The 15,228-nt window shown below is 69.5% G+C and carries 10 protein-coding genes and 1 pseudogene; 4 read left to right on the top strand and 7 right to left on the bottom strand.

Annotated elements, in window-relative coordinates; translation table 11 throughout:
* Positions 1–879, bottom strand: a pseudogene (locus HUW62_RS18835) (hypothetical protein); the annotation flags it as partial.
* Positions 880–1,050: 171 nt separating this feature from the next.
* On the opposite strand from HUW62_RS18835, the gene HUW62_RS18830 reads away from it, so the two are divergent.
* On the top strand, positions 1,051–1,272 hold the full coding sequence (locus HUW62_RS18830) for a hypothetical protein (protein ID WP_217911412.1): 222 nt from the start codon (positions 1,051–1,053) through the stop codon (positions 1,270–1,272).
* A gap of 65 nt (positions 1,273–1,337) precedes the next feature.
* Here HUW62_RS18830 and HUW62_RS18825 read toward each other — a convergent pair whose 3' ends face one another.
* From HUW62_RS18825 to HUW62_RS18815, 3 genes are read right to left on the bottom strand one after another with little or no spacing between them, the layout of a single operon-like run.
* The gene (locus tag HUW62_RS18825) at positions 1,338–1,886 is read right to left on the bottom strand and encodes a peptidase M23 (protein ID WP_176435197.1); all 549 of its coding nucleotides are present in this window, start codon (positions 1,884–1,886) and stop codon (positions 1,338–1,340) included.
* Between the two features lie 50 nt (positions 1,887–1,936).
* Complete coding sequence (locus HUW62_RS18820; protein ID WP_163863898.1) at positions 1,937–2,923, bottom strand: HEAT repeat domain-containing protein; 987 nt, start codon at positions 2,921–2,923, stop codon at positions 1,937–1,939.
* A complete protein-coding gene (locus HUW62_RS18815; protein WP_176435196.1) occupies positions 2,923–4,089 on the bottom strand; it encodes a HEAT repeat domain-containing protein in 1,167 nt (388 codons plus the stop codon). Before HUW62_RS18815 ends, HUW62_RS18820 begins: the two co-directional genes overlap by 1 nt.
* Before the next feature lie 207 nt (positions 4,090–4,296).
* Between HUW62_RS18815 and HUW62_RS18810 the strand changes: the two genes are divergently transcribed.
* A complete protein-coding gene (locus HUW62_RS18810) occupies positions 4,297–7,146 on the top strand; it encodes an HAD-IC family P-type ATPase (protein WP_176435195.1) in 2,850 nt (949 codons plus the stop codon).
* A gap of 6 nt (positions 7,147–7,152) precedes the next feature.
* On the opposite strand, the gene HUW62_RS18805 is transcribed toward HUW62_RS18810, so the two are convergent.
* Positions 7,153–8,130: a DUF547 domain-containing protein gene (locus HUW62_RS18805; protein WP_255203506.1), complete on the bottom strand. Its 978-nt coding sequence runs from the start codon at positions 8,128–8,130 to the stop codon at positions 7,153–7,155.
* 275 nt (positions 8,131–8,405) lie between these two features.
* On the opposite strand from HUW62_RS18805, the gene HUW62_RS18800 reads away from it, so the two are divergent.
* Positions 8,406–11,603, top strand: coding sequence for a TonB-dependent receptor (locus HUW62_RS18800; protein WP_176435193.1), 3,198 nt, complete (start codon positions 8,406–8,408; stop codon positions 11,601–11,603).
* Positions 11,604–11,630: 27 nt separating this feature from the next.
* A complete protein-coding gene (locus tag HUW62_RS18795; protein ID WP_163863894.1) occupies positions 11,631–12,383 on the top strand; it encodes a hypothetical protein in 753 nt (250 codons plus the stop codon).
* Positions 12,384–12,438: 55 nt separating this feature from the next.
* On the opposite strand, the gene HUW62_RS18790 is transcribed toward HUW62_RS18795, so the two are convergent.
* On the bottom strand, positions 12,439–13,647 hold the full coding sequence (locus HUW62_RS18790) for a nitrous oxide reductase family maturation protein NosD (RefSeq protein ID WP_163863893.1): 1,209 nt from the start codon (positions 13,645–13,647) through the stop codon (positions 12,439–12,441).
* Between the two features lie 275 nt (positions 13,648–13,922).
* A complete protein-coding gene (locus tag HUW62_RS18785; RefSeq protein ID WP_163863892.1) occupies positions 13,923–15,116 on the bottom strand; it encodes an LLM class flavin-dependent oxidoreductase in 1,194 nt (397 codons plus the stop codon).
* Positions 15,117–15,228: the final 112 nt, after the last annotated feature.

Genomic DNA, 15,228 nt, shown 5'->3' with positions numbered 1-15,228 from the left:
ACGCCCACCCCAACCGCCCACCACATGCAACTCGAAGTCGCGGTCCTCCCGCCTGCTCCTCACGAGGATGGCGGTGCCGTCCAGGTGCGCCAGCGTCAGGGGTTCCGAGGCGCCACCTGCCCGCCCCCAGTCGTGCACCGCCGACAGCGCCAGCGTGTAACGCGAGGACTGACGAGGCCGACCGAAGAGGACGTGTTGCACATCCAGGGACACCTCCGCGCCCGCCAGCCGCGCGCCCAGCACATCCGAGGCGAAGGCTTCCGCGTACACCGGTCCCAACCTGCCCGTCGCCACCGCACCGGCGGGGTGGTAGTCCGGGTTGCCACGGTTGTTGTACCGGCGCACCAGGTGTCCGGACAGCAACGTGTAGGACTCCAGGGCGCCCACCCACAAGAAGTTCGGCGCGTCGCCGCCCACGGTGAGGAGGCGCACCACCTGCCCCCAGTCAGACAGCGTGTCCCAGTCTTCCTTCCTCACCGGGCCGGCGTCTTCTCCGCCGCCCCACAGCCGCAGCCGCACCGGTGCCCCCAGGTTGAGGCGGAACGTCCCGCGCTTCGCCATTCGCACGGTGGGCTCCAGTTGCACGAAGCCCTCGTCCTCCCGCGCGCCGCGTCGTGGCAGGAGCGTCAGCGACGTCGCTTCCATGCGCAGCAACCGCGTCCACCGCGAGCCCACCTCGGTGATATCTGCTGCTGAAGGGTCCTCCTTGGGGGCAAGCTCACCATCCTCGGAGGCCGGTTCGAGCGGTGCTTCCTCAGCCCGCTCGATGGAGGGGGCGTCTCCTTCCGGCACGGCCCGGGGCGCGCCGATTTCCTCCGCCCACGCCACTCTGGGTAGGAGCAGCAGCAACACCACGGTCCAGCTTCGACGCATGAACATCGATGCCCCTTGTGCCTGCCCCAGCAGGGGACGGGAAAAGACAGAGGTTCCCTGGCCGGTCCGACACGACGTCGGGCGGCGGACGGATGCACGAATTGGAGAGAGCCGCTGACCGCCTGACCGGGTCAGGTCACCTTTGTGCGATTCGAGCGCCGTGACGGACCGGGGTCATTGAATCGCAGGCGGAACCCGACTGCGCGGGCGTGGTTGCCGCTGCGAATCCAGACACCGAGAGGTGTCCTGTCCTTCATCGGCACGACGACGGTGTTCGGCACGCCGGTGGACATCACCCTGGCGGAGCTGGCGATTGAGTCGTTCTTCCCGGCGGACGCGGCGACGGGGGAGCTTTTGCGCGAGGCCGCGGCCGACGCGGCTCGACACACCGACGCCTGAAAAGAGGGACGCCCCGTTCCGGCCATAGGGTAACCGGAGCGGGGCGCGGGGTGTGGCGACCGCGACTACAGCGTGGGGGTACCCACGCGATTGCTGCAGTACGCATTGGTGCCGCACGTGGTGCCGACGCTGGTGTACCAGGCCGTCATGCGGGTGCCGTACTGACGGTTGTCCGCGTGCACGTGCGCGCCGGTGCTGTTGCCCGTGGAGCCCACGAGGCCGAGCGCGCAGCGGTCACACGTCTTGGAGCCGGAGGACACGTTGGAGTTCAGGTGGAGCTGACGGAAGTCCCAGCCGGTGGCGCCGGTGACGACGTAGTAGTTGCCCGCGCCGCCGTTACACGTGGTGCCTCCGCTGCAGTTGTTCGCACAGCCGCCGTAGTAGGCGTAGTACCGGCTGACGTTGATCATCCCCCGGTGGTTCCACTCGCCGCACGTGCCGTTGCTCATGTCGAGCGCGTTGTGGCTGCTGCCCGAGCACGAGTAGTACGTCGTGGAGCCCACGCGAGCGGCCGTGTCACAGATGGCGCCCACCGCCGTCGCGGACAGCGCGCTGGTGGTCCATCCCGCCACGGTGAGGGCCACCGTGGCCAACATCCACTTCATTGCCTTCATGAAAAACCTCCTCTGGGTTGTGTCGCTGCGGCACTGCGGTGATGCAGGGGTCACCTCCGCAGCCGCTGCTTCTCGCGCAGCAGCAGGTGCCACTCCTGGAGGTTGAGCTTCAGCGCGGACAGCCACGCGTCGATTTCCAAGTCCATGCTCGCGTCCACGCCGCGCAGCGACTCCAAGAGCGGCCGCGCGGAGGCCTGACCCAGCCGGGCGATTCCCTCCAGCGCCGCCTTGCGCACCGCCGGATTCGCGTCACGTCGGAAGGCCTCCTCCAGCGAGCGCCGCGCCCCCGCCGATTCGGCTCCCGGCACGCCGCCCAGCGCCGTGGCCGCCGCCGCGCGCAGGCTCGGGTCCTCTGATTTCAGATGCCCGGTGACGCGCTCCACCGCCTCGTGGCCCACGGCCTCCATGGAAATCTCGCCCAGGAGCTTCGCCGCCACCGCCGGGTCCTCCGTCGAGGTGGCCACCGACACGGCCGTCTCCGACACCGCGCGGTCATGGCCCGAGTACACCTGCGCGCTCTCTTCAATCAGGTTGTCGGCCACGGCCCGGCGCACCTCGGGGGACGCGTCCCGCGCGAGCTGCTCGTACGTCACCACGCCGCCGTTCTTCGCCATGAACTCCACGGAGGGCGTGGCCCTCAAGGCGCGCACCGCCGCCGCGCGCGCGGCCGGGTCCGCGTCTCCAGCGGCTCGCGCGAGCAGGGGCTGCACCAGCGTGGGTGACTCGGCGTGGCTCGCCTTGGTGGCCAGCGCCGCGCCCAGGGCCTCCAGGACCTCCGGCTCGCGCTCCCGTTCCAGCGCGGCCTGCAGCTCCGCGACGGGCAGGGCCAGCGCCGCCTCGCGCAGCCGCACCTTCACGTAGCGCCGCAGCGCGGGCGAGCCGTCCTTCAGCGCCGCGCGCACGTCCACCAGCATCGTCTCCACCGTGCACGTGGACGGCGTCAGCAGGGGCGGGGCCGCGCTCGCGGACAGCGCGCCGGACATCAGGGCCGACACCAGCAGCGCGCGCGCCAGGTGCCTCCTCACGAGGGCGTCCATCAGTGCGGCGCTCCTTCCTCGACGAGGCACGCGTGGTGCTCGCCCTTGCCCAGCCAGATGCGGGCGAAGTCCACCGTGCCCGAGGCGTAGAGCTGCTCGAACTCCGCGTAGTCGCGCTGGAAGCGCGGGTCCTTCGCGGCGAACCTCGCCAGCAGCGGCAGCGCCTGCTCACCGGCGGCGCGCACGGCGAAGCGGAAGATGGCCCAGCGCACGCAGACGTCGTGCTCCTTATCGAAGGCCGCCTCGTAGATTTTCAGGGCCTCCTCCGGCTCGCGGGTGACGCCGAGTCGGAAGGCGGCCATCTCCCGCACGTCGCGCTCGCGGTCCGTGGTGAGGATGCGCTTCAACTCATCGAACGACTCCGAGCCGATGAGCGGGTTGGAGTACGACGGCATCTCCAGCGCGAGCAGCCGCACCGCCATGTCATCCGACTGTCCGGCGATGGAGAGCAGCTCCTTCCAGTACGGGGCATGGGTGCCGGTGCGCTCGAAGTCCTCCTTCATCACCCGGCCCAGGGTGCGCGTGGCCACCCACGCCGTGGAGTCCACCGTCTCGTCCAGCGCCACGGCCTTCAGTCGCGCGAGGTCGCCGGGGGACAGCCGACGCTGCGTCTCCAGTGCGTCCAGCGCCGCCGAGCGGTTCTGCAGCGGCATGCTCTTGTCCTCGCCCAGCTTCAGCAGCGCCTCCGACACCTTGGCGTCATGCACGGCCGGCGCGGCCTTGAGGGCATCCATGTAGAGCCCCAGCTGCGGAGGACTGGCTTGCTTCGCCCACTCGATGACTTGGAGCGCGCGTCCCGCGTCCTGGCCCACCAGCTCCGTCAGGCGCTCCTGGAGGTACGCCGCCAGCAGGTTGTCCCGATTGCCCACCGCCACGGCCAGCGCCTCGCGCAGCGAGTCCAGCGTGGCCGTCTTGTCGAGCTGGCGCAGCCCATCCCAGCACCCCGGTATCGGGAGCTGCTCAATCGCGGGGGTCGGTTCAGTGGGAGGCGACGCGCCCGAAGGCGTGCCGACGAGGACACCGCTCGAGGTGGGTTGCCTCGCGGCACTCACGGAGTCGGTGCTGTCCGGGGAGGAAGGAGGTGTCCCGCGGAAGAGCAGCAGCGCGATGGCCGAGGCCACCAGCACCGCGCCCACCAGGGCCCAACCAGGCTTTCTGAAGGTCATCAGGAGAAAGTCGATACGTGGTTAAAATCTTGAATTCTTGATTACTTGGAAAGTGCGCGAAGGGCAACGCCTTTGTCACGGGTGCGTGCCGATGCCTGCTCCCCCCGAGAGCGGGCGCGGCGCGCGTTGAGGGGGCGGACATAGCTTTCCCGGGTGAGGTGGAGGTGAAGCCTCCCGTCACCGCCGAGGTCTGTCAGGGGGAGTCCCATGCACGAGCCGCCACCCGCCGCGACTGGAGAGGACGGCCGTGCGTCCTCACGCGGAGCCGTGCCCTGGCATGCCCTGCCGCCCGAGCGGGTATTCGAGCAACTGGAGAGCGGCGCGCAGGGGCTGACAGACGAGCAGGCGCGAGAGCGGTTGCTGCGCCACGGGCCCAACGTGCTGGAGCGCCAGAAGGGAGAAGGGCCGCTGCGGCTGCTCTGGCGTCAGGTGAACAGCCCGTTCATCTGGGTGCTCATCGTCTCCGCGGTGCTCGCGGTGGTGATGGGGAAGGTGACGGACGGGCTGGTGGTGGCGGCGGTGGTGGTGCTCAACACCGTCATCGGCTTCGTGCAGGAGTTCCGTGCGGGCAAGGCCATCGAGGCGCTGAGCCGGATGGTGCCGGAGAACGCCACGGTGGTGCGTCACGGAGACAAGCGCGCGGTGCCGGCCGCGGAGCTGGTGCCGGGTGACGTGGTGGAGCTCGCCTCGGGCGACAAGGTGCCCGCGGACATGCGGCTGGTGTCCTCCCGCAACCTCCAAATCGAGGAGGCCGCGCTCACGGGCGAGTCGGTGCCCGCGGCGAAGCAGCCCTCGGCCGTCGAGGAGGACGCGGAGCTGGGCGACAGGACGAGCGTCGTCTTCGGAGGCACGCTGGTGACGTCCGGCGCGGCCACGGCGGTGGTGGTGGCCACGGGCGGTGCCACGGAGCTGGGCCGAATCTCCGAGATGCTCCGCGAGGCGACGGACCTCCAGACGCCGTTGACGAAGGCGCTCGCGAGCATCGCCAAGGTCATCACCGTGGCCATCCTCGTCGTGTCCGTCCTGCTGCTCGGCGTGGGGTTGTGGCGCGGCTATGACCTCAGTGAGGCCGTGGTGGTGGCGATTACGCTCGCGGTGGCGGCGATTCCGGAGGGCCTGCCCGCCATCGTCACCATCGCCCTGGCCATCGGCGTGCAACGCATGGCGGCCCGGCGCGCCGTCATCCGCAAGCTGCCGGCGGTGGAGACGCTGGGCAGCACCACGGTCATCTGCTCGGACAAGACGGGCACGCTGACGCGCAATGAGATGACGGTGCAGGCGCTGTGGACGCCGACGGGGCGCTACACCGTCACCGGGGTGGGCTACGCGCCTCGGGGCGAGCTGCGCCGGGATGGGCCTCCGCTCAGCGCATTGCTGGTGCCCGAGGACGTGCGGGAGCTGTTGCTCGCGGGAGCGCTGTGCAACGACGCCGCGCTGCATGGACAGGATGGCGACTGGCGGATGACGGGAGACCCTACCGAGGGCGCGCTGGTCGTGGCGGCCCGGAAGGCGGGGCTCGGCGTGGACGAGGCCCGCGCGCGCTTCCACCGCTTGGACGCCATCCCCTTCGAGTCCGAGCACCAGTTCATGGCCACCCTGCATGACGACGGACGGGGCGGCCGCGTGCTGCTCCTCAAGGGCGCGCCCGAGGTCGTCCTGGCGCGGTGCTCACCGGGCGGCGCCGCGTCGCACGAGGAGGTCCTCGCGGAGGTGGAGCGGCTGGCGCGGCGGGGGATGCGCGTGCTGGCCGTGGCCTCGCGCGAGCTGCCGGAGGCGCGGGACCGTGTGACGCCGGAGGACGTGGAGGGAGGCCTGGAGTTGCTGGGGCTGGAGGGGATGATGGACCCGCCGCGCGAGGAGGCCATCGACGCGGTGCGCGCGTGTCACGAGGCGGGCATCGTCGTGAAGATGATTACGGGCGACCATCTGGCGACGGCGGAGGCCATTGGCGCGCGGCTGGGGTTGCACGAGCCGGGGACGCCCGGTGTCGCGGGCGCGAGGCTGGGCGCGCTGGACGATGAAGAACTGGCGGACGTGGCCGAACGCACGAATGTCTTCGCGCGCGTGGCACCGGAGCACAAGCTGCGGCTGGTGCGCGCGCTCCAGCAGCGACGGCACGTGGTGGCGATGACGGGGGACGGCGTCAACGACGCGCCCGCGCTCAAGCAGGCGAACATCGGCGTGGCGATGGGCATCACCGGTACGGCGGTGTCCAAGGAGGCGGCGGACATCGTCCTCACGGACGACAACTTCGCCTCCATCGCCGCGGCGGTGGAGGAGGGGCGGCGCGTCTACGACAACCTCATCAAGTCGCTGGCCTTCGTGCTGCCCACGAACCTGGGCCTGGCGCTCATCCTCCTGTGCGGCGTGGCCTTCTTCCCCATCCAGGACTTCGGCGGGGGGCCGGTGCCGCTGATGGCGATGCTGCCCACGCAGTTGCTCTGGATAAACCTGGTGGCCACGGTGTCGCTCGCGCTGCCGCTCGCGTTCGAGGCGCGCGAGTCGGACATCATGCGACGCAGGCCCCGGAGTCCGGACGCGCCGGTGCTCAGCCACTTCATCGTGATGCGCACGGGGCTCGTGGCCCTGTTGATGGCGGCGGGCGCCATTGGTTTGTTCCTCTGGGAGTACTCGCACGAGGTGCCGGAGGTGGGGCACGCGCGGGCGCTGGCCGAGGCGCAGACGATGGCGGTGAACACCGTCATCAGCTTCCAGATTTTCTACATGGTGATGTGCCGCACGTTGACGGGCTCGCTGCGCAAGGTGGGGCTGTTCAGCAACCCCTCCGTGTTCATGGGGATAGGGACGCTGGTGCTCCTGCAGCTCGCCTTCATGTACGTGCCCTTCATGCGGCGCATCTTCGGTACGGCGCCGCTGTCGCTGGAGGCCATTGGCCTGTCCGTGTTGGTGGGCGCGGTGGTGGTGCCGGTGGTGGGGCTGGAGAAGTGGCTGCGCGGGCGCAACAACGGGGGGCCGGTGGAGCACCCGCGCGCGCACGAGGACGACAACGAAGAGCACACGCCACCGCCAGGGCCTCGTCAGCGCCTGCCGGCGTGAGGGACTTCAGCGCGCCGTGCGGGAGGGACGCGCGGCGGCGTCCGGGAGCGCGGTGTCTTCCGGCTCGAAGACGATGTGGCAGCGGTCCAGCTTGGGGCCGCAGGCGTGGTCCAGGTCGGCGCGGGTGTCGCAGCCGGGGCGCTCCTCGCAGGTGTCGGGCAGGAAGGCCCAGACGAACTGGAGCACGTTGCCCCGGCGGCCCTCGGGCAGGGCGGCGAGGAAGTCCTCGCGGTACGTGTCGAACAGCCGCGCCAGGTGCACGGTGTCCCTGTCCAGACGCACGTGACGCTTGTCACCCACGAAGCGGCGGCTGGCCTCGTTGAGCTGCGCGTCGAGGTACTCGGGCTGGAAGTGGGAGCTGTCCATGCGCGGGCCGCCCCGGGTGGCGTGGAAGAGCGCGAGGTGGACGCGCGGGTCGGCGAACTCCCCGGACAGGATGCGATGGCGCAGCGACCACAGCGTCATCCGCCGGCCGCCGACGGGCCACGAGCGGGCCCAGAAGAAGCGCCCCGGCCACGGCTGCTCGACGCTCTCCAGATAGGGATACCCATCCACGACCTGCTGGAGCACGAGCGCGTGGTAGGTGTTGAGCCAGAACGCGAGCGCGTCCTCCGACGTGGGAAAGACATCCGGCCGGTTGTGCGGAGAGAACGTGGCGAGCGACGCGACGAAGCGGTCCAGGTCCGAGCGCTCCAGCCCCATGGAGGAGAAGTCCACGTCGCCGTCCGGCCGGACATGCCGGAGCACCTTCTCGAAGCCCTGGTAGTGGAAGGGCTCGTCGGCGGAAGGCACGGAGGCGGGGAGCAGGCCCTGCACGTACAGCGTCGCCAGTGCCGCCAGCATGCTCACGCTGGCGAAGAGCACGGCGGCCACCAGGTAGCGTCGTCGGGAGGGCAGGGGAGCGTCCACGCGGCGCGCAGCATAAACCACCGCGCGCTCCCGCGACGTGGCCCCACCTGGCTCCCGCTCGGTGACCTCACGCAAGTGTGCCCGCATCCCGTCCAGCAAGCCCCCGTCGAGCGTGGCCAGCGATGTGAGGGGCCTTGCCGGGGTCATGCAACCAGGGGGCTGCCGGGACGTGGACGACGGAGCTTCATCGGGCGTGCCCGTCCCACGCGGGCCTTTGGTCCAAGGCGCCCCCGCCTGCGCCCCCTCCCGCGAGTGACGCGACCCGTCCGCCTGTACTGTTTAATTAGGGATTGTTGCTTTCTCGCGTCTTGAGACAGAGTGCCTCCCCGAATCACGGGAGGGAGTCAGCTTTGTCCATACGTGTAGGTCTTGCTCGCGGGCTGTGTCTCGCGGTCCTGCTCATTGGCGCGGGGGCATTCGCGCAGGGCGTCTCGGTCATCACCGGCACCATCACCAGCGCGGATGACAAGCGCACGCTCGCGGACGCTGTCGTGACGGCGACGTCGCCGAAGCTGCAGGGTGAGCGCGTGGTCGTCTCGGACACGAGCGGCCTGTACCGGCTCGCCCAGCTTCCGCCGGGCACGTACACGCTGCGCGTGGAGCGCGAGGGCTTCGAGCCCTTCGTGCGCAGCGACATCGTCCTGCGGTTGGACCGCACCATCCGGGTCAACATCCAGCTGCTGCCCTCGTCCTTCGGCGAGGAGATTTCGGTCAGCGCGGCGCCCACGGTGGACGTCGGCTCCAGCACGACGGGCCTGAACGTGGACGCGGACTTCCTGCGCACCATGGCCGTCATCCGCCCCGGCACGAAGGGCTCCGCGTCGCGCTCCTTCGAGTCGCTGGCCGAACTGGCCCCGGGCGCCACGGAGGACCGCTACGGCGTGAGCGTCAGTGGCAGCAGCTCGCCGGAGAGCCAGTACGTGGTGGATGGCCTGTCCGTGAATGACCCGAGCGTGGGAACGCTGGGCACGCCCCTGTCCGTCGAGTTCGTCCAGGAGGTCAACGTCATCACCGGTGGCTACATGCCGGAGTACGGCCGCTCCACGGGTGGCGTGCTCAACGTCGTCACCAAGTCCGGCTCCAACGAGTTCCACGGCTCGGTGTTCGCGAACATGGCGCCCGGTGCGTTGCAGCGCAACGGCACGGTGGTCCGTCAGGAAGGCACCGTCATCTCCGCGCAGGGACAGCCGTGGAACCAGGGGGACTTCGGCTTTGATCTGGGCGGTCCCATCCTCAAGGACAAGCTCTGGTTCTACGTGGGCGTGGCGCCCTCGTTCAATCGCATCCGCGTGGACCGCCAGTTGAGCACGCTGGACTTCTGCACGGAGGTGGACCCGGCGGCTGGCTGCGCCGCGGTGGGCCAGCGCCGCAGGGACCCGGAGACGGGCTTCGGACAGGTGACGCCGATTGAAGGCTCGCAGACGACCCGCTTCGCCGACGAGCGGAGCATCCAGTACATGAGCAAGCTGACGTACCTCTTCAACCCGGACCACAACCTGTCGGTCTCCGTCTTCGGCACGCCGCGCTCCTCCGGCGGCGACGGCAAGTATGCCTTCAGCGACGACGGTGACCCGGAGGTCTGCGTGGGCCTGTCCTGCACCGGCTTCGTGCAGGGCTCCTACGACTCCATCGCCACCCGGCGCTCCAACGGAGTCATGGACATCGTCGCCAAGCAGTCCTCGTCGTTCTTCGACAAGAAGTTCCTCGTGGACGCGACGCTCGGCTGGCACCACCAGTCGGACAGCACGCTGCCGTCGGATGGCTCCGGGCTGGTGTCGGACACGGGCCTGGCCTCCCGGCCCAACATCGCCTGGCGCCGCACCCGCAACCCCGGCCCCCACACCATCACCGAGTTCGAGTCCCTGGTGGACCCGTCCGTCTGTGGCGCCACAGACGCCGAGCAGCGCCGCAACTGTCCCGTCACCGCCTACTCCACCGGCGGCCCCGGCACCATCAGCGAGCAGGAGCTGGACCGGGTCCAGGGCAAGGTGATGGGCACGTACCTGCTCCAGGCGTTGGGCCACCACATCGTCAAGGCGGGCTTCGACGCGGAGCGGATGAGCTTCTACAACAACCGAGCGCGCACCGGCGGCACGCCCTGGCAGGAGTGCACCGGCGGCGACTGCTTCTACACCCTCAACCAGTACGGCTACCTGGAGGGGCCGGACTCGCCGGTGTTCCTGGCCAGCAAGGAAGGCACGTCCACGTCGATGACGGTGGGCGGCTTCGTGCAGGACAGCTGGTCCATCATGGACACCGTCACTGTCAACGCGGGCCTGCGCTACGACGTGCAGACGCTGTGGGGCCTGGACGACAAGGTGGGCCTGCACCTGCCCAACCAGTGGTCGCCGCGCGTGGGCGCCGTCTACGACTTCACCCAGCAGGGCCGCTCCAAGCTGTTCGTCAACTTCGCGCGCTTCTTCGAGAACGTGCCGCTGGACATGGCGGACCTGTCCTTCCCGCAGCAGCAGCTGCTGTCGGCCACGTACGACTCGCCGCCGTGCAACCCCAATGACCGCAACTCGCTGGTGACGGACTGCGTGGCCAGCCGCAACCGCCAGCTCATCGGCAACCGCGAGAGCCCCAACCAGGCCTGGGACGCGCAGGGTGGAGACCGCGTGCCGGTGGACCCGAACATCCGCGCCCAGTCCGCGGACGAAATCATGGTGGGCGGCGAGTACGAGGTGCTGCTCGGCCGCTTCGGCCTGCAGTACACCCGCCGCCAGCTCAACGACGTCATCGAGGACATGAGCCGCGACGACGGCAACACCTTCTTCCTGGGCAACCCCGGCAAGGGGTACTCGGCCGACTTCCCGGAGGCGGTGCGCAAGTACGACGCGGTGAACCTGTACTACCAGAAGGGGTTCTCCAACGGCTGGCTGGCCCAGGCCAGCTACACGTGGTCCCAACTGCGCGGCAACTACTCCGGCCTGTTCCGCGCGGACACCGGCCAGCTGTCGCCCAACCTCACGCGCGACTTCGACCTGCTGTCGCTCACCACCAACCGCGACGGCCCGCTGCCTGGAGATCGCACGCACTCCATCAAGGTGTTCGGCGCGCGCGAGTTCCAGTTGACGAAGGGGACGAGCGTCAACATCGGTGGTGGCTACCGCAGCCGCTCCGGCACGCCGCTCAACTACCTGGGCGCGCACCCCCGGCGCAGCGGCTCGGAGACGTTCATCCTTCCGCGCGGCAGCGCCGGCCGGCTGCCCTGGGTCCACAACATCGACACCCACGTGGGCGTCAACCAGAAGCTGTCCCAGGACTACACGCTGAGCCTGTCGCTGGATGCGTTCAACCTCTTCAACTTCCAGCAGTACACCGCGGTGGACCAGACGCTGACCTTCACCCGCGTCTATGCGATTGAGCAGGGGGGAAAGCCGGCGGATTTGACGGCGTGCCTCACGGCCAACAACCCGGGCTGCAAGGTCATCTCCACGGCGACGAACCTGCCCATCACCACCTCCGACATCAACCCCAACTTCAAGCGCCCCACCGCCTACCAGGCGCCGCGCTCCATCCGTCTGGGCGCGAAGCTCAGCTTCTAGGCCCCCACCATGAAAGGACAATCACCCATGAAGACTCGTTGGATGGGATGGGGGCCAGGCGTCGCCGCGCTGGTTCTGCTCGCGGGCTGTGGCGTGGAGGACCCGGAGCCTCAGTGTGTCGTGGCGCGCGCGGTGAGCGATGGCTCCATCGGTTCGTTCGCCGCCGTGTACACGCTGTTGCCCGGACAGAATCCGGACCAGCAGTGCGCACAGCTCAAGCCAGAGTCGCTGGGCCTGCAGAAGTACTACAGCCAGGACCCCAACGCGCGGGACACCGTCGCCGTGCGCAGCGCGCGCCTGGGCAGGCTGCTGGAGGACTTCGACGAGCGGCCGGACCTGGACGCCTCGCACACGCCCTACTCGGTGGGCGCGTTCTCCAGCGAGGGCCCTGGCGAGGACCACTTCTGTGACGTGCCCACGCTGAGCCCCACGCGGCTGGAGGTGCCCGCCACGGAGACGCTGCCCGCGCAGAGCTTCCGCTACGAGTGGTCCAACCTGCGCATCTACAACACGCCTGGCATTCCGGGCACGCAGTTCAAGGCGGACCTGAGCTACACGGAGAACGGGTGCACGGCGACGTACCAGGCCAAGGGCATCTGGCCGGTGGTGGGTTGTGCGACCGGGGGCAAGCCGGACGAGGCGAAGTGCGACCCGTACGCGGACTACTCCGTGGGCCGCCTGCGCGGCTCCGGCATCAACCCGCTGTTCCCCGTGAAGTGCGACCCGGACGCGCTCATCTGCGTGCTCACGGGTGACGTGCCGTCCGACGAGACGCCCTGAGCCGTGGTGTGGAGCGGGCCCCTTCCGCTGTCTCGAGCGGAGGGGTGCCCGGGGCTCACTGGAGCGGGGTGGACTTCAGGTCCACGCCGGAGACCGCGCGCCAGCGTCCCAGGTCCTGCGTCTCCTCGGGGTCGACCTTGAAGGTCCCCTCGGTGGCGTACCGGTTCCGGTCCATCTTCAGGCCGGGCCGGTGCTTGCCCAGACGCACCAGGTTGCGGCCCTGGATGACGTTGCCACGCACCGTCAGGTCCTCGCTGGGAGCGCCGTTGGAGCCCAGGCCGAGCATCATCCCGTAGCCCTCCGCGTTGGCGATGGTGTTGTCCACCACCTCCACGCCGCGCGAGTTCTCCACGCGGATGCCCGCGCCGTCGCTCCCGCCGCTCTGGGTGATGTTCCGGATGTCATTGCCGCGCACCACCACATTCACGGGGCTGGGCTGGTTGCCCTCGCGCGAGCCGCCCACGGAGATGCCTCGCCCCGCGTCGGAGATGCGGTTGTCCTCCACGCGCACGTCGCGCGCGGAGAAGTGGATGACGACGGCCTCGCCCGCGGAGGTGGGCGACTTGCGGAAGCCGTACATCGTGTTGTCACGGATGACGACGCCCTGACACGTCTTGATGTCCACGGCGTTCTCGTCGTTGTCGTGGAGTTGGTTGCCTTCGATGAGCACGTCGCGCGCGACGGCCTGGCCCTTGTGCTCGGGCAGCAGGCACTGCACGGAGTCGCCGGAGTTGCCGTGGATGTCATTGCCGCGCACGGTGATGTTTCGCGACGTGGCCTGGATGACGACGCCGTGCGAGTCGCCCTTGGGGCGCCTGCGGAAGTCGTGGATGTGGTTGTTGTCGATGAGGACGTCCCGGGCGCCGCCGTGGGTGCTGACGCCGCCGCCCAGCGTGCCGTGGTGGATGTCGCAGCCGGTGAGCCGCGCGCCGGTGGTGTTGCCCTCGAAGATGACGGCGAAGCGGGGCTGACCGCGCACGTCGATTTCGAAGCCCTCCACAATCCAGTGGGGCTTGCGCACCTGCACCAGCGTGCCGCCGCGCGCGGCCGGGACGATGCGAGGCTTGCCCTCGCCCAGCAGGGTGATGGGCGCGTTCGCCCGGCCTTCCTTCACGGCGGCGCCGTCGATGAGCACGCCTTCCGCGTACTCGCCGGCCTGGACACGGATGACCTCGCCGGGGCCCGCGCTCCGCACCGCGCGGCCGATGGTGCGCAGCGGCGCCGCCTTCGTCCCCGGCGCGGAGTCCGAGCCCGACGGACTCACGTACCACTCGCGCGTGAAGTGCCTGGGGCGGCTCGGGGTGTGCTGCCGTGAGGCAGGGGTACTCGCCTGGTTGCCCTGTGTCCGGGCGGGCACGAGCGGGCCAGACGCCCATGCGGGGCCCAACGCCCACAGCGCACAGGCAAGTCCCCATCCCAGTGTCAGCTGGCTGACCCTCATCCCCATCCCCTCCCCGCGAGACGAACCCCGCTCCCCAAGGTGCGCACGATGGCGCGCCTGGGAAGCGGGGGGAGGGGCCCTTCATCGTCCTCCGAGGTTCAGGGAGGCGCGGGCGTCTTGAACTCGGGGATGAGCTCGCCGGTGAGGCGGATGCTCTTGAGGACGGCCTCGTGCGAGAGGGCGCCCACCTGGTGGAAGGACATCAGCGCGTCGATGCCCAGCGACTCGTAGCGCTTGAGGCCCTGCCGCACCTGGTCCTTCGTGCCGACGATGAGCGAGTCCTGCGCGCTCAAGACTTCCCAGACCTGCTCGTGCGGTACCTCCTCGCCGGACATGATGCGGCCGAGGATGCGCTGGGCCTGGGACACGGGCGCGTTCGGGTCCTTGCCGCGCAGGTACTGGCCGGTCAGGCCACCGCCCGCGGGGTCCTTGGCGAGCGCCTCCAGCTCCGCGGCCGTCCTGACGAAGAGCTCCTTGGCCTCGAAGAAGGTGAAGGAGCCGTTGGTGTACCAGGCCGCGGCCTGGGCGGCGCCGTTCTCCATGGCCTCGCGCTCCGAGTCCGCGCAGTGCACGAAGGTGAAGAAGGCCACCTGGTCGTTCACGAACTCGCCCACGGGCTCACAGCGCGTCTTCAGCGCCTCTCGGTAGATGTGGATCATCTCGCCGACCTGCTCGGGAGATGCCCACAGCGTCACGCCGAGCGCGCCCACGCCGTTGCGTCCGGCCTGCTCGAAGGACGCGGGGCTGGAGCACGCCTGCCACAGGGGAGGGTGCGGCTTGCGGTAGGGCTTGGGGATGACGTTGATGTCCTTGATGCGGAAGTCCGGCGTGTCCCAGGAGAACTTCTCCTGTGTCCACATCTTCGGAACCATCTCGAAGGACTGCTGCATCTGCGAGCGGGTGGAGTCCGCGTCGATGTTGAAGACGCGCCACTCGGGGATGGTGCTGCGGGCCATGCCGAGCTGGAACCGGCCGCCGCTCAGATGGTCGATGAACGCGGAGCGCTCGGCGATGCGGATGGGGTGGTTGAAGCGCGGGAGCGCGAGCGCGGCCGAGTGGCCCACGTGGATGTTCTTCGTGCCCATCGCGATGGCGGTGAGCATGATTTCCGGCGCGGAGCTGTAGCTGAACTCCACCGCGGTGTGGTGCTCCACCTGCCACCAGACGCCGTAGCCCATCTCATCCGCCAGCCGCGCCTGCTCCAGCGTTTCACGGATGAGCCGGTGCTCATGGTCCGGCTGGGTCCAGTGTTCCTTCGGGTGCTGCATCTCCGAGAAAATATCGAGTCGCATGTCGGGTCCTTCCCCCTGTAGACCTTGGGTCGCTGCGACTGTAGCACCAGGGCCGGGGCTGTCTTGGCCCATGGGTCAATCCTTGCCATGCAAGGGTCGGAGCTGACATCCG

This window comes from Myxococcus sp. AM011 (genome assembly GCF_013372595.1).
Taxonomy (GTDB): Bacteria; Myxococcota; Myxococcia; order Myxococcales; family Myxococcaceae; genus Myxococcus; species Myxococcus eversor.
This window is presented reverse-complemented; position numbering and strand designations above follow the sequence as displayed.

Bases quoted from the DNA above. Each gene is read 5' to 3' on its own strand.
- HUW62_RS18825 (WP_176435197.1), bottom strand. From the start codon at position 1,886: ATGAAGGCAATGAAGTGGATGTTGGCCACGGTGGCCCTCACCGTGGCG.
- HUW62_RS18820 (WP_163863898.1), bottom strand. From the start codon at position 2,923: ATGGACGCCCTCGTGAGGAGGCACCTGGCGCGCGCGCTGCTGGTGTCG.
- HUW62_RS18815 (WP_176435196.1), bottom strand. From the start codon at position 4,089: ATGACCTTCAGAAAGCCTGGTTGGGCCCTGGTGGGCGCGGTGCTGGTG.
- HUW62_RS18810 (WP_176435195.1), top strand. From the start codon at position 4,297: ATGCACGAGCCGCCACCCGCCGCGACTGGAGAGGACGGCCGTGCGTCC.
- HUW62_RS18795 (WP_163863894.1), top strand. From the start codon at position 11,631: ATGAAGACTCGTTGGATGGGATGGGGGCCAGGCGTCGCCGCGCTGGTT.
- HUW62_RS18785 (WP_163863892.1), bottom strand. From the start codon at position 15,116: ATGCGACTCGATATTTTCTCGGAGATGCAGCACCCGAAGGAACACTGG.